The organism is Paenibacillus sp. Cedars, from assembly GCF_003184205.1.
GTDB lineage: Bacteria > Bacillota > Bacilli > Paenibacillales > Paenibacillaceae > Paenibacillus_AQ > Paenibacillus_AQ glucanolyticus.
Genome location: NZ_CP020866.1, coordinates 5,707,502 through 5,730,161 on the forward strand (window position 1 = coordinate 5,707,502; position 22,660 = coordinate 5,730,161).

Sequence of the window (22,660 nt, forward strand, 5' to 3'; positions counted from 1 at the left end):
CCTTCTTCCCCAGCATGTTCAAGCTGCCATCAAGCCTCCATCGTTTCATTCATCTGCAGCTGCTGCACCGCGAATTCTCTATACATCGCATGCTGCTCGATCAATTCGTCATGCGTTCCCCGTCCGGTTACCGTTCCCTTCTCAATGAAAATGATCTGGTCGGCTCCCACCACCGTGGATAACCGATGCGCAATAATAATCGTGGTCCGTCCAGCCATGAGGTTCTTGAGTGCCTTCTGGACTTCAATCTCCGATCGGCTATCCAGACTGGAGGTCGCTTCATCCAGCATCAGAATCTTGGGATTTCGCAGCAGTGCTCTGGCAATCGCAATCCGCTGCCGCTGCCCGCCGGAGAGCTTCACGCCCCGTTCGCCCACATCCGTATCAAAGCCGTTTGGCAGCTCATCAATGAATCCGTCCGCATACGCCATCTCGGCTGCTCTTCTAATCTCGGTCATGCTCACTTCCCGGTCCATCCCATAACATAGGTTTTCGCGAATGCTTCCGGCGATCATCGGGCTTTCCTGTGAAACATACCCGATCAACCCGCGCCAGGAACGTAAGGAGAAGGTATCATGGATGCCTTGCCTAAACGGATCTGACCCTTCTGCGGAAGGTAGAAACGCTCCAGCATGGAGAACAGTGTCGTTTTGCCTCCGCCGCTCGGACCGACCACGGCCGTGACCGTACCCGGCTCCATCTGAAAGCTGACATCGCGCAATACCGGCTCCTCCGGTTTGTAACCAAACGAGAGATTCTCGATGGACACCCGCTGATTCGCGTTCACGACCTCAGCACCGGCTGAGATGAGTTCTTCCTCTGCATCCAGTGTTTCCAATAATCGCTCTGTTGCTCCCTTGGCCTTCTGAAACTGGGTAAAAAACGTCGTTAACTGCGTCATGGGCATCACAATCTGGATCAGATACAGAATGAATGCAACCAGCTCGCCCGCCGTGAGTGCTCCTGTTGACACCTGAAGCCCGCCATATCCAATAACAACCACCAGCAGCATCATCAGCACAAAGGACATCAGCGGTGCGATACAGGCCGACACAACGCCTTCCTTAATACCGAAGTTGAGCAGGTTGGTAATGCCTTTATTTCCGTTCTCAAACTCTTTATCCTCCGCGTTAGAGGCTTTAACCAAGCGAATCTCCGACAAAACCTGGCTAATATTCGCCGTAAACGCAGCCGTCTCGTCTTGCATGCCAAGCGAGATTTTATACATCTTCTTCCCAAGTGGCACCAGAATCAGCGCAGCGATCGGTATGACGATAAACATCGTCAGTGTCATTTTCCAGTTAAGATATAACAACACGCCTATCGAACCGACTATCGAGATGATCCCGCTGAAGAATCCCGCCACGTGATCCGATATGAGACTTTTGATCACACCTGTATCATTCGTCATTCGACTGACCGATTCCCCTGAACGGTTATGATCAAAGTAACGGATCGGCAGCACAAGCAGCTTCTTCCACAGCCTTTCCCTAAGGGAAGCCACCATCTTCTGTCCCGTATAACTTAGCAGGAAAATCGAAACCCCGGCTGCAATCGTCTGCACGATAAACGCGACCCCAAGGCCGATGATATGCGTGCTGTTCATATCCGTTAAGGAGAAGCCGTCCACCAAGCTCTTGGTAAACATCGGAATGACAAGTCCAACCAGCGTCGAGACCACATTAAGAAGGATAGCCCCAATCAGCAGCAGCATGGGTGGTTTGGTTTCTTTTAATAGTCGAAAAAACGCCTGGGAACCTGCTTTCCTGCTCCCGGTCATCTCTTTCTGCGGTATTGTCTGAGTCGAAGCATTGTCCGTCACACTCATCATGTTCTCTTCCCTTCCCCATATCCCTTTATATTGTCTATAAGGCAAGAATAAAACAACAAGTTAAACGGAAGTTAAACGGACAGCTTTCTTTGATCTAGACAACAAAAAAAGGCGGATTCCCCCGCCCCTTCTCTTAATCTATTCTTATGTACTATGAATCCCACGAGACTCAACATGAACTAGATAGTAAAAAAAGCCTTGCATTGACAAGACTTTTCTTATACTTGAATCACGGATGCAATTATTGATTCTCGAGTTCCTCTTTGCTCACCAAGTTCACGAGAGACGTAACCGCTTGCTCAGCGTCAGCTCCCTCAGCACTAATGTAAACTTCGGTACCTGAGCTGATCGCAAGGCTCATAATTCCCATGATACTTTTGGCATTTACTTTTTTATCATCTTTTTCAACAAAAATTTCGGATGAGTATTTATTCGCTTCCTGAACGAACAGCGCGGCCGGTCTGGCGTGAAGACCCGTCTTTAACCGAACGACTACCGGGTGCTTTGTCATGAAAATTACCCCCTATCTAATAAATCTGCTGCATTGAAAGCGCGATTGACATTTTATAATATTATACCATTTTACCATACAGGACACTAGAAGAAAAAAATCTTATGCATTCCGAATCTTTTCGGCCATTTCATCGATTTTGCGCAGACGGTGATTTACCCCTGATTTGCTGACGGTTCCTTTGAGAAGCTCTCCGACTTCCTTCAGATTCATATCCGGATGAGCCAGCCTTATTTCGGCCACTTCCCGCAGTTTATCAGGCAAGTTTTCAAGGCCCAATTCCCTTTGGAGCAGCTTGATGTTCTCAATCTGACGAACGGCAGCACCAATCGTTTTGTTCAGGTTGGCGGTCTCGCAGTTGACAATTCGGTTGACCGAGTTGCGCATATCCCGCATAATCCGGACATCCTCGAACTTGAACAGCGCCTGATGGGCACCGATCAAATTCAGAAATTCGATGATTTTCTCGCCTTCCTTAATGTAGAAGATAAAGCCTTTCTTCCGTTCGATGCAGCGTGCATTCAGATGAAACTCATTCGCCAGATCCACCAGGGACTGACAATGCTCTTCATACATCGAGGCAATTTCCAGATGGTACGAAGATCCCTCCGGATTGTTCACGGACCCGCCTGCCATAAAGGCACCACGAAGATATGCCCGCTTACAACAGTTTTTATGAACGATCTGCTCATCAATGCGGGACTGAAACAGAAAGCCTTCGGATACAATGCGCAGTTCTTTGAGGATCTCCTGAACCTGGGCGGGAATACGAACGATATATACGTTATTCTTCTTCAAACGCATTTTTTTACGCACCAAAAGTTCAGTATGCGCCTGGAAATGCTTCTTAATTAAGGAATAAATACGTCTTGCAATCGCGGCATTTTCCGTTGAAATATCCAGGATTACCTTTTTGTTCGAAAGCTGAACAGAACCGTTCATCCGAATGAGCGCGGACAGCTCGGCATTTTCACAGCAGTTCTGGCTTTCGACCATCGTCAGTTCTTTCTTCGTCTGTGCCGCAAAGGACAAGGTACTCACCCCTTTCGTGTAGTCCAATCCTGCACCAGCTGAAAAATATGGTTGCTCAGCTTGTCAGCATCATGCCTTAAGTATGTTCTAAATAGCACAAGCTTATCTGCAATGAGTTTATATCCTCGGCTGGTCACCTCGTCACGATCCAGTACCACGGGCTTTGCACCCTTCTGGGCATACTTATCCTGAACCTGAGGCGGGATTTCTCCATCATTTACAATAACATAATCGAACAGATGAAGACCAATATGGTCATAAACGGCCTGCAAGTGGTCACTCACCGTATAATTATCCGTCTCTCCCGGCTGCGTCATCACATTGCACACAAACATTTTGATGGCTTCGGACGATACAATGGCTTCTGCAAGCTTGGGAACAAGCAAATTGGGCAAAATACTGGTATACAGACTTCCCGGGCCGATCAGAATGGCATCGGCCTGTTGAATCGCCTTCAATGCCTCCGGCAGCGGCTCGACATGCTCAGGCTCCAGGGATATCCGCTTAATGCGACCCCCGGCCTCCGGGATTTTGGATTCACCCGTCACAATGGTGCCATCCTCCATCTCCGCATGCAGAATCACGGCTTCACCCGCTGCGGGGAGCACCTGTCCACGAACAACAAAAACCCGGCTCATCTCCTTGACTGCCGTGACAAAATCTCCGTGCAAATCCGTCATGGCAGCCAGGATTAGATTGCCGAGGCTGTGCCCGGCCAGTCCCGAGCCTGTTTTGAAACGGTATTTCAATATATCTGACAACAGCGGCTCCACGTCAGCGAGTGCTGTAAGTACGTTACGGATATCTCCCGGAGGCGGCATCTGTAACTCGCTGCGCAGTATGCCGGAGCTTCCTCCATCATCAGCGACTGTTACGATGGCCGTAATATCGAGCGGCTTCTCCTTGAGTCCCCGAAGCATGACGGACAGCCCGGTTCCTCCACCCATCACAACAATGCGGGGGCGCTTTCTAGCTTGCACAGCCACATTTATCACTTCCCTTAATTAATGCCGATCCCGATCAGAATCGCGGTGGCTCACCGATACCGTCTCCGTTTCGCTGACCCCGAGCATTTTGCCAAGGTATTCAGCAATTGCCACGGAACGATGCTTCCCACCGGTACAGCCAATGCCGATAATAACCTGACTCTTGCCTTCCTTCCGATACTGAGGGATCAAGAAATGCAGCATATCCAGCAGTTTGGTCAGAAAAGCTTGCGTCTCCGGCCACTTCATTACATATTCATACACATCACTGTTTTGACCTGTGTTTGGCCGCAATTGCTCAACATAATGGGGATTGGGCAGAAAACGAACATCAAACACCAGATCGGCATCGATCGGAATGCCATATTTGAATCCAAAGGATGTGATATTAACCGATAGCGTGCTGCTCTCCAGATGCGTAAAGCGTGAAATAATCTTCTCCTTCAAGCGGACAGGCTTCATGTTGCTGGTATCAATCACCTGGGTAGCTGAGTTCTTCAGCTCATCCAGCATTTTGCGCTCCAACCGGATACCGTCAAGCGGCATGCCTTCCGGAGCGAGCGGATGGCGACGGCGACTCTCCTTGTAGCGCTGAACGAGCACGGAATCCGTGGCATCCAGGAACAGAATTTCACAATGAATGGTGAAATGATCCTTAATGTAGTTCAGAGACTCCGATAAAGCGGTGAAAAACTCGCGGCCACGCAGGTCGATGACCAATGCAACCTTGCCGATCTTACCCTTCGATTGATCGATCAGCTCCGCGAATTTAGGAATGAGCACCGGGGGCAGGTTATCAACGCAAAAGAATCCAAGATCCTCCAGACTTTGTACGGCCAAGGTCTTACCTGCTCCCGACATCCCCGTGATGATGATCAGGGTGGCCATGGATGATGTGTTGCTGCCGCGGTTGGCTGCTTCCAGCATCAGCTTTCCCTCCCTTATGAGTTTAAATCAGACGATGTATGGTGAATGAATACTACGAACGTAAATGCAGACCGGCAGCTCCAACAACACCGGCATCGTTGCCAAGTTCAGCGGGAACGATGCGCACGCCGCGCTGCAGCGGTTCCGGTGTCAGCTTCGCGAATACCGTGCGAACCTCATTGAACAGAATGTCGCCGGCATTGGATACGCCACCGCCAATAATAAAGGCTTCCGGGTTCAATACGGCGGCAACAGCAGCCATCGATTTGCCCAGGTAGTATGCTGCGCGGTTTACGATGCGAATGGCAACTTCATCGCCCGCTTTTGCAGCATCAAACACTTCCTTCGCTGCAATGTTCTCAACATGCGCAAGGGAAGTGCGGTCACCGCGCTCGACAGCATCCTTCGCCATACGGATGATACCCGTTGCCGAAGAAACCGTCTCCAGACAGCCCATTTCGCCGCATCCGCATTGAATCGCTTCCAAATCCGGCACAACCGAGATGTGACCAAGCTCGCCAGCCATGCCGCCGAAGCCTTGATAAATCTTGCCGTTTACAATTATACCGCCACCCACGCCGGTTCCAAGCGTGTAGCATACGCAGTTCTCAACGCCGCGACCTGCACCGCTCCAGGCTTCGCCCAGTGCAGCCACGTTGGCGTCGTTATCTATTTTGACAGGCTTGCCGAGACGCTCTTCAAGCAGTGCGCGAATCGGTACATCTTTAAATCCTACATTCGGTGCCAGAATGATAATGCCTTCACGTATATTCGTAAAGCCGGCGAATCCAGCTCCAACACCAGCAAGTTGATCCCAGCTGTATGGCGATTCCTCTACGATGTGACGCACATATTTCTCAATGTTGTCAATAACCGTGTCAACGCCTTTGGCTGTTTCCGTCGGTCCCTCATACTTCTGCAGAAGATGCCCTTCTTCATTGCATATTCCAACTTTAATCGCTGTACCGCCTAGATCGACACCGACGTAGATGTTCTCAGACATGTTTCAAGCCACCTTTTTCCTTCTATATTATAGATTGCTCCTACTGTACCCACTATAATTGAAGGCACTGCTCCGGTCAAGAGAAGACCAAGGGATGGAAAACCGGAAGCAAGCCTTTATCCATGCATATGTAAGCGGATACAAACCTCCTCCAAATCGCCCTCATTTGTTCATAATCCTACTTCCTCTCACCTTAGGTCGAAACCAACATGACAAAAGTCACTTCGAAGTGATGACATCCTGTACTAACGGGTGTTTCTTCTCTTTCGTATGATGAATTCAGATCATTTCGATACGAGAGGGTGCGATACCATGCCAGAATTCATCGGTGAGCCAGTTGCAGAACTGCGGAAGGTTACCAAGATGTTCGGAAGCAAAAAAGCCGTCAACCAAGTGTCATTTGCTATAGAAAAAGGATCCGTCACCGCGATTCTCGGGCCCAACGGAGCAGGGAAATCTACCGCTATTTCCATGATGCTCGGACTGAAAGACGCGAGCGAAGGTGAAGTTCTCCTGTTCGGCCGAAGCCCGAAGGACCTCAAGGTTCGCGAGCGGCTCGGCGCCATGCTCCAGGAGGTCAGCGTCATGGATGGACTCCGCACGCGTGAGATCATTAATCTCATTCGCGGCTATTATCCCAATCCGCTGTCGCTGCAAGACATCGCCTTACTTAGCGGGCTCACATCCGAGGAGCTTAACAAATGGGCCGTCAAAATGTCCGGCGGCCAGAAGCGCAAGCTCAGCTTTGCGCTGGCCATTGCTGGCAATCCCGAGCTGCTATTCTTCGATGAGCCTACCGTCGGGCTGGATACATCGGCACGCCGGTTATTCTGGCAGACGGTGCGCAAGCTCGCGAGCCAGGGCAAGACCATTCTGTTCACCACCCATTATCTGCAAGAGGCAGACGATATGGCTGACCGGATTCTGCTGTTCCATCAAGGTCAGGTAGTTGCAGACGGTACGCCGGCAGCCATCAAATCCAAGCTGACCCGCCGCTCGGTATCCTTTATCGTGGATGCGGATCACCGGCAGGTCAAGGAACTGCTTCATGAGGTGCCGGGTGTAACGGATGTATATGAGCAAGACGGCAGGCTGCACGCCGTCACCGACGATACGGACACAGCGCTTGCGGCTCTGTTCCGCACGGGGCTTGCCGTGCGCGATATGCGCATCGATCAGGGAAGCCTGGACGAAGCCTTCGACCAATTAACGACGAGTCAAGAGGAGGCCGTATAAACATGACAACCTGGAAACTGATTATCTTGCAGTGCCGAATGGAGCTGCTGCGCATGGTACGTAATCCGTATTATATTTTCTGGTCGCTAGCGATGCCCATACTGTTCTATTTCATCTTCACCCGGGTGGTCAATACGGGAGCGGACGACGCCGGACAATGGCAGGCGCATTATCTCATGTCCATGGCATCCTTCAGTGTCATGGGCACCGCTATCATGTCACTCGGCATTCGCCTCGTTCAGGAGAGAGTTCAGGGCTGGGCCATCTACATGCGGGTGACGCCGCTTCCCGGCAGTGTATATTTCTTCGGTAAAATGTTTGTGCAAACCGTCATGCATCTGCTTTGCATCGTCGTAATTTTTGTTGCCGGTTACCTGATGAACGGGGTGTCCCTCTCCTTCTGGCAGTGGGTGCTCAGCGGTCTCTGGATTCTGATCGCGTCCGTTCCATTCCTAGCTATCGGCACCTTGATTGGCTCCATGAAACGCGTGGACACGGCAAGCGGCGTCAGCAACGGCATCTACTTGGGGCTTGCTATTACGGGCGGGATGTGGTTCCCAATCGATGCAATGCCTTCCATCATGCAAGCCATTGGCAAATGGATGCCGTCCTACCATTTTGGCGGCGGTGCCTGGTCAATCGTGCGCGGAGAAGCGCCGGGGCTGGATAATTTCGTTATTTTAGCAGCTTATTTGGCTGTATTTATGGTAATATCCACCTATATCCGTAAAAAACAACAAGCCGACTGAAGGATAAGGTGATGGGATGAAACGCTTCCGGTTTGAAATATTTCCGCGTCATATGGGATTCTTTCCATATATGTGGCTCATCTATATGCTAATGCCGTTCTTTAACATGTTCCAGGCGGATGCCTTAAGGCAATGGATAGGATTTCCGCTGCTGGCGTTGTTTCTTGTCACGTACCGCCAGCTTTATTTTCTGGAGGGCAAAAAGCAATTCATGTACTGGCTCGTCCTCCAGATGTCCATTATCTTCATCCTGTCTGTCTGGTATCATCCAACCTATATGTATATGGGCTTCTTCACGGCTAATTTCATCGGCTGGTATGCCGATCATCGTAAATTCACGCAGGCCATGATTCTGTTCTTCATCGTCGAGGCGATTCCGCTTGCCCTTCATGTCCGAACCATGGCCCCGATGGATTTTATGATCATGCTGCCGTTCTTCCTGATCATGCTCATATCTCCGACAGGATTCCGTTCCCTGAGCAGGCGGCAGAGGCTGGAGCAGGAGCTCGCGCAAGCAAACGAGCAGATTCGCAACCTGATTAAGGGCGAGGAGCGAATGCGCATCGCGAGAGATCTCCACGATACGCTAGGGCATACGCTGTCACTTATCACATTGAAAAGTCAGCTTGTGGAGAAACTCGTCGTAAAGGATCCCGGGAAGGCCCAGCTCGAAGCCAGGGAGATTCAGAACACCTCGCGTGCCGCGCTGCGTCAAGTCCGTGAGCTGGTATCCGATATGCGAACCGCTACCCTGCCCGAGGAACTACAGGAGGCCCGGATCATACTGGAGAGCGCAGATATCCAGTTGATCTGCACGGGCAATCCGAAGCTGGAGGGAATATCCGACCTCGCTCACAATATCCTTAGCCTCTGCTTGCGGGAGGCAGTAACCAATGTGGTCAAGCACAGTCAGGCAAGCCAGTGCCGGATCGTTATCGAATCGCTGAACAATGAATGGCGTATTATGGTGGCTGACAACGGGATCGGTCTTGCAGGCAAGGAACAGGGCAGCCCCGCTTCGGACAGCAATGGCCTGAAGGGCATGGCCGAGAGGCTGGCCCTCATTGGGGGTACCGTCGAAGCGAGCTCCGAACAACAAGGCACGATATTAAACATACGCGTTCCCATTGTCATCAAGAACCGGAAGGAGGACACATCCCATGAGCATCAAAGTACTGATAGCCGAGGATCAGCGAATGCTTCGCGGCGCTCTGGCTTCTTTGCTTGACTTCGAAGACGATATTGAAGTGATTGGCCAAGCGGGCGACGGTGCTGAAGCACTATCTCTGATTGCAGTGCACAAACCCGATGTATGTCTGCTGGATATCGAAATGCCCGTGCGCAGCGGCCTTGAAGTGGCGGAGGAAGTGAAGCAGCGCGGTTATTCAAGCCGGGTGATCATTCTGACCACGTTTGCAAGACCCGGTTATTTTGAGCGGGCCGTACAGGCGGGGGTTCAGGGATACTTGCTGAAGGATGAACCCAGTGAGCGACTGGCAGAAGCCATCCGCCGGGTGATGGAGGGGCGGCGGGAGGTTTCCCCTGAGCTGGTCTTCGGGACGTTATCAAGCGCAGGCGCCAATCCGTTAACCGAACGCGAACGGGAGGTGCTGCGGCTGGCTGCAGACGGAAACAGCTCTAATGATATCGCCTCGAAGCTGCACTTGTCCTACGGGACCGTCCGCAACTACATGTCCGAAATATTAAGCAAGCTGAATGCCAAGAACCGGATCGAGGCCATCACGATGGCGGAAGAGAAGGGCTGGATATAGCGTCTTGGCTGCTTTGATAAAGTTTGTACCCTCGTCTTTATAAGACGGGGGTTTTTTGAGATTCACAGTACAAACAGGCCCATTATGGTCTGTTTTTTCTTTTTTTGTTGACACATCCTTCCACCTGGTATTATAGTATGTCACAAGACTAACATACTGACAGGGTGATATCATGAATTCGATGTTTGACGAAGGGCAGCCGATTTTTCAGCAAATCGCAGACATGATTGAAGATGACATATTAAACGGGACTTACCAAACAGATGATCAGATTATCTCGATGTCGCAGTTCGCGAGTACTTTTCAGGTCAATCCCGCCACAGCTGTAAAAGGCATTGCCCTGCTTGTCAATGAAGGAATTTTGTATAAGAAAAGGGGGCTGGGCATGTTTGTTGCAGCGGATGCCAAATCCATCATTTTAACGAAACGGCAGGATCGATTCTACAACGAGCTTGTATTGAAACTGCTGGACGAAGCGGAAAAGCTTGAGCTGACCACCGAGGATGTTATTGAAATGATCAAACAGAGGAATAGGAGATGAGCAAAATGGGCGCATTACTTACATGCTCCAACCTGGGCAAGCGTTACGGGAGTACGGAGGCAGTCCGAAATTTGGAACTGCATTTAGAGGAGAATACCATCTACGGTCTCCTTGGCCCGAACGGTGCCGGAAAGACCACGCTGCTCAACATGATGACCGGCGGAGCCTTTCCCGACAATGGCAGCATCCAGATCTCGGGCGCAACGCTGAAACGGGGAGAAACCCCGAGGGGCATCTGTTATGTAAGAGAGAAAAATTTATTCTTCGGCGGAGCAAAGGTTATTGAAGTATTGCGACTTGCATCAGCCTTTCATGAGAATTGGAACTGGGACTATGCCCAGAGCCTGCTGAAGACATTCAAGCTGAACCCTGACCAAAAAATCCGTCAGCTCTCACGGGGCATGGAATCCCTGGTTGGAAATATTATCGGCCTTGCCAGCCGCGCACCCATTACGGTATTTGATGAACCGGTGCTTGGACTGGATGTGCTTATGCGAGAAAAATTTTATCGCGTTCTGGTTGAGGATTATGCCAATCATCCCCGGACCATCCTCCTCTCGACCCATCTGATCGATGAGATTGCTACTGTCGTTGAGAGGGTCTACATTATGGATTCCGGCTCCATTTTACTGCATGACGATGTCGATCACATCCGCGCTAACTCCCATCTGTTGACAGGGAATCAGGAGCAAATGGAGCAATTTACGAAGAAGCGGCATGTGATCTATAAAGAATCTTATGGCAAGGGCTCCATAACGGCTATATACGGGACTATCCATGAGGCTGACCGCATGCAAGCCAACAAACTCGGGATTGTCATTGACGGCTTGCCGCTGCAAAAGTTTTTCTCCTATTTAATAGAAGGAGGTCAGATCATTGAATAAGTCCACTGTGCTCATGAGAGCTTCATTTCTGCAGCTTCGACCTTATCTCTGGTCGATTCTTGGCACTATTGCCATTAGTATTCTTGCAAATGTTATCGTAAGCCTGTCTCTTGGAGATAATGGTGAGAATACGCAAGTGTCGGCGGCCAATCTTCTCACCGTGTTCCTGTTATTCATAGGCAGTGTGCTGCCAGCAGGCTTATTCAGACGGGTGATGAATTTAGGAGCTACACGAAAAGAATATTATGCTGGCATGCTCCTTGTTTACGCCCTATGGTCTGCCATCTTTGCCATGCTTAATATCATCTGGCTTCAAATCGAAATCGGCTTTATACGAAACTACGAAAACACCTTTAACATCCTCGAGATATTCGGGTGGAGCCAATTCGGTATCGTTGGCATGTTTGTCTATCAATTTGGCGCCTATCTGCTTCTTATTTCATTGCTGAATCTGCTGTTCTCCGGCCTCCGTCACGTTCTGGGCTGGGTAGTTTGGGTGGTGTTCATAGCAGCAATACCGATCTTTACATCCATCCCTTCCCTCCGGCATACACTGGCCGATGGCTTGCAGGCCCTTCTGTTTAACGATTCACTTCTGCAGGGATTCGGACTCACGCTGCTCATATCACTTGTTCTCCTTGCAGGTGGCTGGTGGTTTACGGCTAGACGTACTATCTCGTAGTCCCAATTCACATAACAGCGCGTATATTAGATCAGTCACTCTGGAGAGGAATGATAATTCACATGAAGAAGGATGCTGTTCCCCATGAGGTATTCCAGTCCTTTCTGTTATGGATGATTGCCATCGGTGCAGGCATATTCGAGATGACGGTAGCGGTCATCGACTATATTTCCACCCATGCAGGATCTGAAATCGGCGGTATTCTCATTCATATAGCCACACGATCCATGTTATTCGCTGCCCTTGTCTACATCATGTTCAGAATGCTTCGAGGAAAAAATTGGGCGCGCATCGCATTGGCCCTGCTATTAGGCGGGATTGGCCTCCTCTCCTTAACCATTGACCCCATCCAATGGCTTATGTCAGGAAATTCATTGTGGGAGGCCTTCGCTCATGCAGACAATATTTCTATACTGTTTGCATCCAGCCGAGTCCTTCATATCATCGCTGTTATTTCCGCCCTCGTCTTTATGTTCAAACCGGCGGCGAACCGGTACTTTAAAGCCGGGTTGTAAATCAATCCAGCCGCAGGTTCATCAAAGGACTCAACCGCATAACAGCCCCTGGCCTATTCAAAGCACGGGGCTGTTTTTATGTACTGCTGGATCCCTTCGAGAGTTCTTCCTCAATCAACCCCATCATTTCAAAGGCTCCGCCACTGCCATTGGACGTGACCACCAGGGTATGGCCTGTGGCCGGATAATAGGCAGACCGAAAATTCACACCTGGGTCGTATCCCATCACATGGTATTTGAACAGGTCCTCATCCTTCTTGGTGATCCACACGCCAAGCCCGTAATGCAAGCCACTGCCCGGATCATATTGATGCGGAATGAGCAGCTGCCTTGTCATGGATGGAGTGAGCAGTTTGTTTGCCAGCAGCGAACTCCATAACTTCATCATGTCCGGAGCTGTCACATATGCTCCTCCATCGGCATAGCCTTGGACCGGAATAGCATACTGATTCGTTCTCCACGTACCGTCCTTCTCATCGATATACCCTATAGCTGTATTCGCAGGCAGGCGGTCCAGCGAGAAATACCCCGAATCCAGCATCCCGCACGGCTGGAAAATACGTTGCTCGATATAATCCTGGAATGGCATGCCCGCATGCTGCTCAACGATCAGGCCGAGCACCACAAACCCTGCATTGTTATAATGAAATCTCTCGCCCGGCTGAAATTTCATGCCCTCATTCTGGAACAATGGAAGAAAATCCGTTCCGTTCCGAAAAGTATACATCGGTACGGCCTTCCACAGATCCTCAAAGTCATCCATGACCTCTTCGTCATAATAATCCGGAATACCCGAGCTATGACTCAGCAAATGATGAACCGTAATCTCCTCGCTGAAATCTGGCAGCGGAATATCCAAGCATTCGCTCAGCTTGCTGTCCAGGGACAGCTTGCCCTCTTCTATTAGCTGACAAATGGCAATAGCGGTAAACAGCTTGCAGCCTGAGGCTATGCCAAATCTTGTGCCCACCTGATTAGGCAGACGGTCAGCCCGGTTGGAATAACCGAATGCCGCTTCCCATACGATGTTGCCGTCTTTATCGTTTAAGAGCACGGCTCCTGAAAAACGAATGCTTGCCGCAAACTCTTCAATTTTATGATTATCCACCTGACCCCATCCTTTATCATGATAGGGATATTTTAACATACTCGTTCATGAGCATCCCGGAAGAAGATAATTATAACGGAATGTTCCCATCGCCCTCCCCGAATACGCTGCGAATCCAGAGGAAATCATTTATGCTTGCACGACAGCAGATTCGTGACCGTATCGCTGAACCGTTCCGGATCTACCGGCTTTAATAAATAATTCTGTGCATTCTGTTTGAATACTTCCAGAGCATAATGACCATAGGCCGTCACATAGACGATATGGACATCAGGGTCAAGCTGTGCAAGCCTTTCACCTGCCTCAAGTCCACAGAGTCCAGGCATTTCAATGTCGAGAAATACAACATCCGCCATACACAATTGCCATTGATCTATGGCATCCTGGGCCTGGGTAAAGGTTCCTGCAACCTCTAGGCGCCCATCGCGTTCGATGAGCCGCAGCATGTGCACCAATGCCGGATTCTCATCATCAATCACAATTGCTTTCATATCGTCAAATACTCCTCCTTATTCCAATCTGTTGTCGAGCTTGGTCGACAAAGGCACTTCAAAGCTGACGGACGTGCCGAATCCCAACCGACTTTCGATCTGAAGTCCTTTACCGTATAGCGTGAGCAATCGGGCGTGTATATTTCGGAGTCCTACACCCCCTGTATGGTGCGCCCCGGAGAGCAAGGAATTGACCTTGTCCGGACTCATGCCCACACCGTTATCCGTAACGGAAATCGTTATCCGTTCCTCCCGTTCATGGATCTGAATACGAACCGTTCCCCCGGAGAGCTGCCTCGTCACCCCATGCCGCACCGCATTCTCTACGATTGGCTGTATGCTAAGCGGCGGTACCAAACGGTCTAATGGGGCATGAACATCATATTCGATGGTCAAGCGATCCTCGAAACGGGCCTGCTCCAAGAATAGATAGGATTGAACCAAGGCGGTTTCCTTCTGCAGCGTACCAAGCTGATCCCTGTTCTGAAAATCAAAGCTTCCGCGTAAATAATGGCTAAGCTCGATGAGCAGCCGTGTCGCTTTATCCGGATCGGTATACAGCACGGCAATGATGGTATTCAGCGCATTGAACATAAAATGGGGCTTGATCTGCGCTTGAAGAAACGCCATCTCCGCCGAAATCGTCTGACGTACAGATCGGCGAAGCTCAAGCAGATTGCGGACTCGGGCCCGCAGCTCATCAGCATCCACCGGCTTTCTTAAGAAATCATTCGCCCCGGCCTGCAGTCCGGTACGGACGTCCTCCGGCAAACTTCGTGCGGTCAGCATCAGAATGGGCAGCTCAAAGAGTGTGTGCTGCTCCCGAACCGTTCTGCATAATTGCAGTCCGGACATCCCCGGCATCATCCAATCCGTAATCACCAGATCAATCCCTTGCCCTGAACGGATATGCTCCAGCGCCTGGACTCCATTGCTTGCTGTGAGCAGATTATAATTCTCCGCAAAGAGCAGACTCCGAAGCACCTGCAGATTCACAGGATCGTCGTCAACCAGCAGTACGGTGGGACCCTTCGGGTACGTTCTGGAGCCACTCGGATCGCTCACATGCTCCGCTGCTACCGCAACAGAAGCTGTCGCGGATTGCGCAGTGCCAATCCATGAAGTCTGGGGCGGAATTAGTGTAGATGGTAGCGTAAAGTGAAAGACCGAACCAACACCCGGCTCAGACTCTGCCCAGATCTCCCCGCCCCCCAGTTCCACCAGCTTTTTCGTAATGCTCAGCCCGATGCCTGTGCCGCTGTATTCCCGATCGGAGGCATATCCAATTTGATCATAGGATTTGAAGATGTCCACGAGACGCTCCTCTGAGATGCCAATCCCCGTATCGCTGACCGATATTCTTACATGCCCATGGATTATATCTGCAGTCACTCGCACCGTCCCTGACTCTGTGAATTTCACAGCATTGCCGAGCAGATTGTACAGAATCTGTCTTAATCGATCTTCATCGGTGTCAAGCCACGGCAAATTCTCCGGCCACTGCTGCTCCAGGCTAAGCGGCTTGCCCGCCGACAGATGTGTAACCACCTCAAGCACGGATTGTGTCACGGCTTTCAGATCAACGGGCTGCCGATGCAGCACAATCTCCCCATTTTTCAGCTTACTAAAATCCAGTATGTCGTTAACCAGCGTGGATAAACGGTTACCGGTTGACACTATCATGGACAGTTCCTTGGACTGCTTAGCGCTTAACGAACCCGAGGACCCATCCAGCAGCGACTGGGCAATATTCACAATGCCATGCAGAGGAGTCCGAAGCTCATGGGATGTATTCGCCATAAATTCGTCCTTCAAGCCATCCAATGTCAGCAATCTCCGGGAGAGCTGATCCACCTCAGTAAATGTTGTGGAGAACCGCTGGGCGAGCAGCAGCGCCTGTGTTACTACAAACAGCAGCATCTCCAGCGGCACGATGATCAAGTTGCTGTATATCCCCATCAAGTTGAGCACATGAACGGTAATCACAACCATGATGCTCAGGATGCCTATCAGCATAAAGCCGGTGTCTTCCGAGCGCCGCCAGATCCCCCGTCCCATCACCGTAGTGATATAGAGAATGATAAATACGGAGAATAGGTAAATGACCGGTTCCAATTCCGAGAAAACAACCGTCGGCAGAATGAGACCGCTCCCTACTGCAATCAGTGTTGCCGCGTTGCTCAGATAAAGTGCCCACCGGTGAACAAGACCTTGAACGGTCTCGGCAATATATCGCAGCAAGAAATAATAGACGAATGCAGAGAAAATCATCTGAATCCGAATGAACCACTCATACGGAAGATCCGGCCATACAGCAGATAGCAGCTTCTCGCCGTGTGTCGCCACATAAACCATAGCAGACAGGCAGAATAACCCCAGGTACTGAAGCGACTTCTCATTTCGCTGCATGCGATACAGTAACAGAAAGTACATAGCCGGAATCAGAAATCCCGCCAATGTCATCAGGTCTACAAAAGCCGTGGTTTCCCGGCTCTTCATCACCGCCTGCTTGTCGCCAAATACAAGCGGAGAATAAATTCCGCCTGAGGAATAGATGAAATTCGATACCTGCACAAGGATCTCAACTTCACTGCCGTCTACTTGGGCGTATCCAACGTATGGGATATTGTTGGGAACACTCCCATCGTCCGATAATCCGGGGGAACCGCTGGCCCCAACCTCCTGACCACTCATAAAAATTCGGTTAGCCGTCCGTATGTTTCCGGTATGAATGCCGTAGATGCCCTCGGCTTCCCTTAATTGAACGACCAGCCTGAACGTCCCGGCTCCTGCTGCCCCAGGCTCACCATCTTCATCTATATATTGATTCCACTTATCGGGGACAGATACGATACTTGTAGGAGAAGGAATCTTCTCATCCGGATGCTGCTGTTCAAAGCTTTCCGGGGTTAACAGCTGCCCTCGATAAAACTCCCATTCCCCGTTGAGCTCTACGCCGCCTTGCTCTGAGAAATCCCACGCGGTTAAATCAAGTCTGCCCTGGACGGCTTCAGGACTTACATCGGGTGTCATGATAAACCGAACAATAAACCATATGGGCAGAAGTATAACCAATGCCAATCCCGCAATCATCACACGCCGCTTCTTATTCATTGTTGACCTACTTCTCTATAGAATGTTAGGATTCTACGGATGAAACACCACTTGAGATACCCAATATATCGGCATTTGGCATAAAGATTTAAGAATCCACCTTAAACTATTCTCTGCAGACATGAAAAAACCCCTCCTGCAAGCCGTGTGGAATTCATAAATTTATGAATTCTTCGATCACGGCCTGCCGTAGGGGCATATGATATAGCGGGTTATTTGACGTTCACTCGCTTAATAAAGAATGAGGCGATTAAACCGATGATGGACGCTACAAATGCAAGCATAAAGGCATTCTGCACACCGGAGGTTAGCGCTTCTGCCATAGGATTGGTAGTCCCTGCCGATGGCACGTAACTCGCCTGGCCGGCTACCATAATACTGACAGCCACTGCGGTTCCGATGGCACCTGCTATTTGCTGAAGCGTGTTCATCACAGCAGATCCATCCGGGTAATAGGCTCTTGGCAATTGATTCAAGCCGTTGGTTTGCGCCGGCATCATGATCATCGCTACACCGATAAAGATACAGGTGTGCATGATAATAATGGTGGTCTGCGGTGTTTCCGTTGTGACATTCGTAAATAGATACGACAGAATCGTTGTGATAATAAATCCGGGAATGACCAGAAATTTTGGACCGAATTTATCAAATAAACGCCCTGTAACAGGAGACATCAAACCGTTGATGATGCCGCCAGGCAGCAGCACGAGCCCAGCCGCGAACGCAGTTAACAGCAGCCCTCCCTTTAAATACATAGGCAGCAGAATTGAAGTAGACAGAATGAGCATCATGCAGAGAAATACCATCAGCACGCCGATGGAGAACATCGGGAATTTGAACACCCGCAGGTTCAGCATAGGCTGCTTCATGCGAAGCTGACGGACAGCAAACAGAACGAGCGCAATCGCTCCAATAGCAATAGGAATGAACACGCCTGGCTCTCCCCATGACCCCGCGCCTTCACCTGCACTGCTGAAGCCAAAGACGATGCCTCCAAAACCTATGCTGGATAGAAAAATGGACAAGATATCGATTTTGGGCTTGGTGATCGTTGACACATTCTGCATGTACACCAGACCAAAAACAAAAGTGAGCGCAAGCAGCGGCAAAGAAATCCAGAAGATGGATTGCCAACCGAGACGATCAACGATGAACCCTGATAATGTGGGTCCGACAGCTGGTGCAAACATAATCACCAAACCCATCAGTCCCATAACCGATCCGCGTTTATGCGGCGGAAAAATAACGAGAATCACGTTTGTCATTAATGGCAACAGCAATCCGGTCCCGATGGCTTGAATCACTCGGGCTACGAGCAGAAGCTCAAAGTTCGGGGACAGGGCGGCAACGATGGTACCTATGATCGAGAAGATAAGCGAGGCATTAAATAATTGCCTTGTTGTAAACCATTGAAGCAATAGGGCGGAGACTGGAACCAGAATACCCAGAACGAGCAGATACCCTGTGGTCAACCATTGTACCGCGTGTGCATCAATGTGAAAATCCGTCATGATATTGGTGAATGCCATATTTAATGCAGTTTCACTGAATAACCCAATGAAAGCTCCAATCATCAGCGATACCGCAATAGGTATAGGCCTGATCTTGGTTTGTTCGATAGATGTTGCTGCAAGACCTTGTTTACTCAACCCCATACTCCTCTCAAACTCTAAATTAGCACTAGACCAGTCTATATAATATGGACATTGAAATAGAATATTTTATTTATTTATTTATTTTTTAAGTAAAATAGGGATGTATTCTGCTATAAGCTGCAGTGGTTCGCCGTTTTTGTTAGTCAGCGATCGCGTGATGGCTCCCTCAATCATGCTATTAATCACAATGCCCAGCTTCTGTGCGGATGCGGGATCATAGCCTGCCTCGATCAGCCTTTTGGCATATAAAAGCTCCCAGCCTTCGAAGGCTGCTTGACAAGCTTTCCGTAACGGCTCGCTGATCAATGAAGTCTCGGCGGCCATTAATCCGATGGGGACACCATCCAGCTCATCGGTATTGTTGAATTGTTCCGCTATGTGTCTGATATGCTCCTGAAATGCCGTCATTACATCCACATCATAGCGAAGATAAGTCTTGATATCATTCTCGATATATATCGCCATAGCTTGTACAGCTTCTATAGCCAACTGCTCTTTTCCCTCGGGAAAATGATAATAAAGCGATCCCTTAGGGGCTCCGCTCTCTTTAAGAATCTGATTCAAACCCGTGCCATGATACCCCTGCAGATGGAACAGGCGCGTGGCTGCGGCAAGTATGCTCTCTCTGGAAACATTCTTAGTACTCAAGAAATACACCCTCTACCCATTATATAGTGACTGGTCTAGATAATGCGACGATTCATTTATTGTATAAAATGTAATGCAGCAAGTAAAGACATAAAAACAGGGAGCCCGTGACTCCCTGTTTTTATAATCTTCGCCTATTCTTTTCTACCCATCAGTACAGCCAGCATAAGTCCAATCAACATGGTTCCGATACTGGCAGCCATCATGCCAGATCCCGACGGAATGCCGGGAAACACAACAGCAATGGAACCCAGAATGAGACCGGTAATGACGGAATACGTCAAGCTCGGGTACTGATCCAGCAGATAACGAATGAGTCGGCTGCTGACCACAAAACCGATCACGGCTCCTGCTCCGATTACAGCAATAATACCAAAATTCAGTGAAGATAGGGCTGCAATCGCCGTAGAGTAAGCCCCCAGAAGCAGAAGTACAAACGATCCGCTGATCCCCGGAAGCAGCATCGCCATACTGGCCAGCCAGCCCGATAAGAAGAGGCCGATGCCGCTGGCCCAGGTCAATGTCGTTATCGGATCTGATGTGGCATCCGTTCTAAGAAAAGCCGTTGAGGCCAGCAAGCCGGCTGCCACTATCAGCACAACCACATGCACGGTTTTGAACTTGGTTCGAGCCTCCGCTTTACGCAGAATCAAAGGCAGAACCCCCAGAATCAACCCTGTGAAGAAAAACTGGGTGGGCTCATAATAGCTTGTCAGCAAATACTCAATCAAGCGGCTTAATGCCAATAAAGCAGAACCGATCCCGATACCAAGCGGAATCAGAAAGCCCAGATGTTTCTTCCATTCCCTGCTGAAGAATCCACTGATAGCCTCCAACAAACGGTCATAGATGCCCAGCACAACGGCAATCGTGCCGCCGCTAATGCCCGGAATCAGGTCACTGACTCCCATCAGCACGCCCCGATACAGGTTCTTCCATTCCATAATGGCAATAATCCTCCCGCCTTACATAGTGAATCTAAACGTGATGGCCCAGCGAAGGAAGCCTTATTTGTTCTTAGCATGCAATACCAAATTGCCTACTCCGCCAATCGCAAACAGCAATGAAACGACTCCAAATCCCCATTGCCAAGAGCTTCGATCTGTAATAAAAACAACCACCAGGAACGCTATCGCAGCCAAAAAATTGAGCAGCGCAACGATCAAAAATTCCTTTTTCTTCATCATTCATCCTCTACATTCCTACAGAATCAAATCTGTCCAGTCTACTAGCCACTGAGGTGATCATATCATATTTTGGACTAGACTATGAAGTATGATGGGTTCCTTAAGCTTAAGGCACAAAAGTGACCGTCTGTTCGGTCCACAATGCATCGTGGAATGCCTTAGCAATCCCTTGCTCCTCAATACTCGACTTCAGCACATGTTTCCACTTGATCGACGCCGACCATTTCCGTTCAAACAAAAACGGGCTGATTTGGATTTCATGTTCGCTGGCCCAGGTCGCCACGACTCTTTGCCCGTCGATCGACATGTTGAAGCCCTCTCTGAACCACGGATGCTCCTGATCCTTGGATGCCCCTGGCGGATTCATGTTTACATAGAGCGAGAGGTCATCGCACAATTGCAGCAGTCCAAACTGCCTGGTCACGGTATCATCGTCAGGGAATGAAAACTGATCCCGCAGCTCTTGTTGCCGAGCCTGCTCGGCACGGTAGAAATCCGCAAAAGGCGCTTCCGTCGTATTTTTCATAAAAGACGCATAATGAAGGCTGCAGAGATACCCTGCATAAGGACTCATGGCTATGGTCTCCTCAACACCCTTGCTGTACATCAACAATTTCGGCAGTGGCGGATAATCCATAAAAGTGAACGGAGTCCGGCTCTCGTCATTCCAGATCGGCATATCATCCATCAGCAGCCAGGCCCGATCATGCTCCGCTATAGCAAGCAGCACTTCCTCCAACACAGACTCATCTATAAACAGCTCTCGGCGAAATCCCCGGGCGATCTCGCCGGAGAACCGGCCATGGTCGTCCTGGGTGGTCATGACAAAAGCATCCTCTGTCTCGCGAATGATCATCCCATCTTCTCCCTTCTGTTTCGATCCTTACCCCAGATACGCTCTGCGCTTCATGACGGCAATGATGTCCCTGGACTGTCCCTGATGCACGCTGGTATCAAAGCATGAGATCAATTCCCACCCATCAATGCCGTAGCTATTCAGTAAATCCTCGAATTCTTCCTCGTTTACCTTGCCCCCGAGGAACCCCCCGGTTTTATATTTCAGCGTTTTGTATTCCCATTGATCCATGGATTGTTTCCTCCATCATCCCATTGAATTTTGACGGCCATTCAAGCCGGTATATCCGGAAGCTCGGAATCAGTTCGTGTCGCCAACATAGCAAACCGCCGAGTGCTCGGCCTGATCCATGAGCGGCTTCACCAGTGAATGCGGGTATATTCGAATCTCGTTCAATGCGGACAGATCGATCCATTCCACGCCTACTTGGTATTCATCCGGATTATGGCCCTGGAAGGTGTCACCGACATCCGCCAGACAACATTCAAAATAAAACTCCACTTGATGCACGTCCGAATCCCATTCGGCAAACTCGTGATTAGATCCTATGTATTCACGGACATGCAGTAAATCCAAAACCTCCACTTTACGCCCGATTTCCTCCTGACACTCCCTGATTACCGCTTGTACCAAGGTTTCGCCTTTCTCCTGCCCGCCGCCGGGGAACAGGTAGAACTCCCCCAGTTGGTCCACATTTTTTGTCAGCAGAATTTGATCATTGCGCATAATTACGGCCTTGGCCGAGTTCCGAATCGGTTTCATAGGCAGTCTCCTTATCGTAACGTTTCATGTTCTATATTCTATTGTAGCAAAAATAACCCCACTGTCGCCCCCATACACCTAATTATGCATATACTTCCTTTACACAAAACAAACGAAAAAAGCCGGCATCCTTGAAGGTTTCTGCAAGAATTCCGGCTTCTTTTGCGGCT

At 49.8% G+C, this 22,660-nt stretch carries 23 protein-coding genes and 1 pseudogene; 8 read left to right on the forward strand and 16 right to left on the reverse strand.

The annotated features are described in order from the left end of the window. Nucleotides 1-29 precede the first annotated feature (29 nt). From B9D94_RS27475 to B9D94_RS27500, 6 genes and pseudogenes are all read right to left on the reverse strand, one after another. Nucleotides 30-1,780 (reverse strand): annotated as a pseudogene (locus tag B9D94_RS27475) (ABC transporter ATP-binding protein). A 292-nt stretch (nucleotides 1,781-2,072) separates the two neighbouring features. Next, nucleotides 2,073-2,342: an HPr family phosphocarrier protein gene (locus tag B9D94_RS27480; protein ID WP_006207570.1), complete on the reverse strand. Its 270-nt coding sequence runs from the start codon at nucleotides 2,340-2,342 to the stop codon at nucleotides 2,073-2,075. Nucleotides 2,343-2,444: 102 nt separating this feature from the next. Beyond that, nucleotides 2,445-3,374, reverse strand: coding sequence for a DNA-binding protein WhiA (gene whiA / locus B9D94_RS27485; RefSeq protein ID WP_006207569.1), 930 nt, complete (start codon nucleotides 3,372-3,374; stop codon nucleotides 2,445-2,447). Between the two features lie 5 nt (nucleotides 3,375-3,379). Further along, nucleotides 3,380-4,321, reverse strand: coding sequence for a gluconeogenesis factor YvcK family protein (yvcK, locus tag B9D94_RS27490; protein WP_172964084.1), 942 nt, complete (start codon nucleotides 4,319-4,321; stop codon nucleotides 3,380-3,382). 57 nt (nucleotides 4,322-4,378) lie between these two features. Next, the gene (gene rapZ, locus B9D94_RS27495; protein WP_006207567.1) at nucleotides 4,379-5,287 is read right to left on the reverse strand and encodes an RNase adapter RapZ; all 909 of its coding nucleotides are present in this window, start codon (nucleotides 5,285-5,287) and stop codon (nucleotides 4,379-4,381) included. 52 nt (nucleotides 5,288-5,339) lie between these two features. Next, nucleotides 5,340-6,290, reverse strand: coding sequence for an ROK family glucokinase (locus B9D94_RS27500; RefSeq protein ID WP_036644252.1), 951 nt, complete (start codon nucleotides 6,288-6,290; stop codon nucleotides 5,340-5,342). Between the two features lie 312 nt (nucleotides 6,291-6,602). Between B9D94_RS27500 and B9D94_RS27505 the strand changes: the two genes are divergently transcribed. The 8 genes from B9D94_RS27505 to B9D94_RS27540 all read left to right on the forward strand — a co-directional run bounded on the left by B9D94_RS27505 (nucleotide 6,603) and on the right by B9D94_RS27540 (nucleotide 12,669). Beyond that, nucleotides 6,603-7,526, forward strand: a complete 924-nt coding sequence (locus tag B9D94_RS27505) for an ABC transporter ATP-binding protein (RefSeq protein ID WP_006207565.1) — start codon at nucleotides 6,603-6,605, stop codon at nucleotides 7,524-7,526. Nucleotides 7,527-7,528: 2 nt separating this feature from the next. After that, nucleotides 7,529-8,275 (forward strand): ABC transporter permease, encoded by a 747-nt coding sequence (locus B9D94_RS27510; RefSeq protein ID WP_063478272.1) that lies wholly within the window; start codon nucleotides 7,529-7,531, stop codon nucleotides 8,273-8,275. Between the two features lie 16 nt (nucleotides 8,276-8,291). After that, the gene (locus B9D94_RS27515) at nucleotides 8,292-9,503 is read left to right on the forward strand and encodes a sensor histidine kinase (protein WP_076152932.1); all 1,212 of its coding nucleotides are present in this window, start codon (nucleotides 8,292-8,294) and stop codon (nucleotides 9,501-9,503) included. Further along, the gene (locus tag B9D94_RS27520) at nucleotides 9,436-10,047 is read left to right on the forward strand and encodes a response regulator transcription factor (RefSeq protein ID WP_036644244.1); all 612 of its coding nucleotides are present in this window, start codon (nucleotides 9,436-9,438) and stop codon (nucleotides 10,045-10,047) included. The genes B9D94_RS27515 and B9D94_RS27520 overlap by 68 nt, the downstream gene beginning before the upstream one ends. Before the next feature lie 172 nt (nucleotides 10,048-10,219). Continuing rightward, complete coding sequence (locus B9D94_RS27525) at nucleotides 10,220-10,588, forward strand: GntR family transcriptional regulator (RefSeq protein WP_006207562.1); 369 nt, start codon at nucleotides 10,220-10,222, stop codon at nucleotides 10,586-10,588. 5 nt (nucleotides 10,589-10,593) lie between these two features. Then, the gene (locus tag B9D94_RS27530) at nucleotides 10,594-11,472 is read left to right on the forward strand and encodes an ABC transporter ATP-binding protein (RefSeq protein WP_148248478.1); all 879 of its coding nucleotides are present in this window, start codon (nucleotides 10,594-10,596) and stop codon (nucleotides 11,470-11,472) included. Beyond that, nucleotides 11,465-12,154, forward strand: a complete 690-nt coding sequence (locus B9D94_RS27535; protein WP_006207559.1) for a hypothetical protein — start codon at nucleotides 11,465-11,467, stop codon at nucleotides 12,152-12,154. Before B9D94_RS27530 ends, B9D94_RS27535 begins: the two co-directional genes overlap by 8 nt. A 62-nt stretch (nucleotides 12,155-12,216) precedes the next feature. After that, nucleotides 12,217-12,669: a hypothetical protein gene (locus B9D94_RS27540; RefSeq protein ID WP_006207558.1), complete on the forward strand. Its 453-nt coding sequence runs from the start codon at nucleotides 12,217-12,219 to the stop codon at nucleotides 12,667-12,669. Between the two features lie 76 nt (nucleotides 12,670-12,745). Here the strand turns inward: B9D94_RS27540 and B9D94_RS27545 are convergent, their stop codons facing one another. From B9D94_RS27545 to B9D94_RS27590, 10 genes are all read right to left on the reverse strand, one after another. Continuing rightward, the gene (locus B9D94_RS27545) at nucleotides 12,746-13,816 is read right to left on the reverse strand and encodes a serine hydrolase domain-containing protein (protein WP_148248479.1); all 1,071 of its coding nucleotides are present in this window, start codon (nucleotides 13,814-13,816) and stop codon (nucleotides 12,746-12,748) included. A gap of 86 nt (nucleotides 13,817-13,902) precedes the next feature. After that, the gene (locus tag B9D94_RS27550) at nucleotides 13,903-14,268 is read right to left on the reverse strand and encodes a LytR/AlgR family response regulator transcription factor (RefSeq protein ID WP_148248480.1); all 366 of its coding nucleotides are present in this window, start codon (nucleotides 14,266-14,268) and stop codon (nucleotides 13,903-13,905) included. An 18-nt stretch (nucleotides 14,269-14,286) separates the two neighbouring features. Beyond that, nucleotides 14,287-17,382 (reverse strand): hybrid sensor histidine kinase/response regulator, encoded by a 3,096-nt coding sequence (locus B9D94_RS27555; RefSeq protein WP_148248481.1) that lies wholly within the window; start codon nucleotides 17,380-17,382, stop codon nucleotides 14,287-14,289. A gap of 212 nt (nucleotides 17,383-17,594) precedes the next feature. Next, nucleotides 17,595-19,037: a DHA2 family efflux MFS transporter permease subunit gene (locus B9D94_RS27560; protein WP_148248482.1), complete on the reverse strand. Its 1,443-nt coding sequence runs from the start codon at nucleotides 19,035-19,037 to the stop codon at nucleotides 17,595-17,597. 78 nt (nucleotides 19,038-19,115) lie between these two features. After that, on the reverse strand, nucleotides 19,116-19,685 hold the full coding sequence (locus B9D94_RS27565) for a TetR/AcrR family transcriptional regulator (protein WP_006207553.1): 570 nt from the start codon (nucleotides 19,683-19,685) through the stop codon (nucleotides 19,116-19,118). A 134-nt stretch (nucleotides 19,686-19,819) separates the two neighbouring features. Further along, the gene (locus tag B9D94_RS27570) at nucleotides 19,820-20,629 is read right to left on the reverse strand and encodes a DUF368 domain-containing protein (protein ID WP_148248483.1); all 810 of its coding nucleotides are present in this window, start codon (nucleotides 20,627-20,629) and stop codon (nucleotides 19,820-19,822) included. A gap of 63 nt (nucleotides 20,630-20,692) precedes the next feature. After that, on the reverse strand, nucleotides 20,693-20,872 hold the full coding sequence (locus tag B9D94_RS27575; protein WP_006207551.1) for a hypothetical protein: 180 nt from the start codon (nucleotides 20,870-20,872) through the stop codon (nucleotides 20,693-20,695). Between the two features lie 106 nt (nucleotides 20,873-20,978). Next, nucleotides 20,979-21,728: a DUF3891 family protein gene (locus B9D94_RS27580; protein ID WP_148248484.1), complete on the reverse strand. Its 750-nt coding sequence runs from the start codon at nucleotides 21,726-21,728 to the stop codon at nucleotides 20,979-20,981. A gap of 27 nt (nucleotides 21,729-21,755) precedes the next feature. Beyond that, nucleotides 21,756-21,959: a DUF4177 domain-containing protein gene (locus B9D94_RS27585; protein WP_006207549.1), complete on the reverse strand. Its 204-nt coding sequence runs from the start codon at nucleotides 21,957-21,959 to the stop codon at nucleotides 21,756-21,758. Between the two features lie 69 nt (nucleotides 21,960-22,028). After that, complete coding sequence (locus B9D94_RS27590) at nucleotides 22,029-22,490, reverse strand: NUDIX domain-containing protein (protein ID WP_006207548.1); 462 nt, start codon at nucleotides 22,488-22,490, stop codon at nucleotides 22,029-22,031. Nucleotides 22,491-22,660 lie beyond the last annotated feature (170 nt).

Excerpts from the sequence above, each read along its gene's own strand:
- B9D94_RS27580 (WP_148248484.1), bottom strand. The coding sequence starts at position 21,728 with ATGATCATTCGCGAGACAGAGGATGCTTTTGTCATGACCACCCAGGAC.
- B9D94_RS27585 (WP_006207549.1), bottom strand. The coding sequence starts at position 21,959 with ATGGATCAATGGGAATACAAAACGCTGAAATATAAAACCGGGGGGTTC.
- B9D94_RS27560 (WP_148248482.1), bottom strand. The coding sequence starts at position 19,037 with ATGGGGTTGAGTAAACAAGGTCTTGCAGCAACATCTATCGAACAAACC.
- B9D94_RS27530 (WP_148248478.1), top strand. The coding sequence starts at position 10,594 with ATGGGCGCATTACTTACATGCTCCAACCTGGGCAAGCGTTACGGGAGT.
- B9D94_RS27590 (WP_006207548.1), bottom strand. The coding sequence starts at position 22,490 with ATGAAACCGATTCGGAACTCGGCCAAGGCCGTAATTATGCGCAATGAT.
- B9D94_RS27515 (WP_076152932.1), top strand. The coding sequence starts at position 8,292 with ATGAAACGCTTCCGGTTTGAAATATTTCCGCGTCATATGGGATTCTTT.
- B9D94_RS27550 (WP_148248480.1), bottom strand. The coding sequence starts at position 14,268 with ATGAAAGCAATTGTGATTGATGATGAGAATCCGGCATTGGTGCACATG.
- B9D94_RS27510 (WP_063478272.1), top strand. The coding sequence starts at position 7,529 with ATGACAACCTGGAAACTGATTATCTTGCAGTGCCGAATGGAGCTGCTG.
- B9D94_RS27540 (WP_006207558.1), top strand. The coding sequence starts at position 12,217 with ATGAAGAAGGATGCTGTTCCCCATGAGGTATTCCAGTCCTTTCTGTTA.
- B9D94_RS27545 (WP_148248479.1), bottom strand. The coding sequence starts at position 13,816 with ATGTTAAAATATCCCTATCATGATAAAGGATGGGGTCAGGTGGATAAT.
- B9D94_RS27500 (WP_036644252.1), bottom strand. The coding sequence starts at position 6,290 with ATGTCTGAGAACATCTACGTCGGTGTCGATCTAGGCGGTACAGCGATT.
- yvcK (WP_172964084.1), bottom strand. The coding sequence starts at position 4,321 with ATGGGTGGAGGAACCGGGCTGTCCGTCATGCTTCGGGGACTCAAGGAG.
- B9D94_RS27520 (WP_036644244.1), top strand. The coding sequence starts at position 9,436 with ATGAGCATCAAAGTACTGATAGCCGAGGATCAGCGAATGCTTCGCGGC.
- B9D94_RS27555 (WP_148248481.1), bottom strand. The coding sequence starts at position 17,382 with ATGAATAAGAAGCGGCGTGTGATGATTGCGGGATTGGCATTGGTTATA.
- B9D94_RS27575 (WP_006207551.1), bottom strand. The coding sequence starts at position 20,872 with ATGATGAAGAAAAAGGAATTTTTGATCGTTGCGCTGCTCAATTTTTTG.
- B9D94_RS27525 (WP_006207562.1), top strand. The coding sequence starts at position 10,220 with ATGAATTCGATGTTTGACGAAGGGCAGCCGATTTTTCAGCAAATCGCA.
- rapZ (WP_006207567.1), bottom strand. The coding sequence starts at position 5,287 with ATGCTGGAAGCAGCCAACCGCGGCAGCAACACATCATCCATGGCCACC.
- B9D94_RS27480 (WP_006207570.1), bottom strand. The coding sequence starts at position 2,342 with ATGACAAAGCACCCGGTAGTCGTTCGGTTAAAGACGGGTCTTCACGCC.
- B9D94_RS27570 (WP_148248483.1), bottom strand. The coding sequence starts at position 20,629 with ATGGAATGGAAGAACCTGTATCGGGGCGTGCTGATGGGAGTCAGTGAC.
- B9D94_RS27505 (WP_006207565.1), top strand. The coding sequence starts at position 6,603 with ATGCCAGAATTCATCGGTGAGCCAGTTGCAGAACTGCGGAAGGTTACC.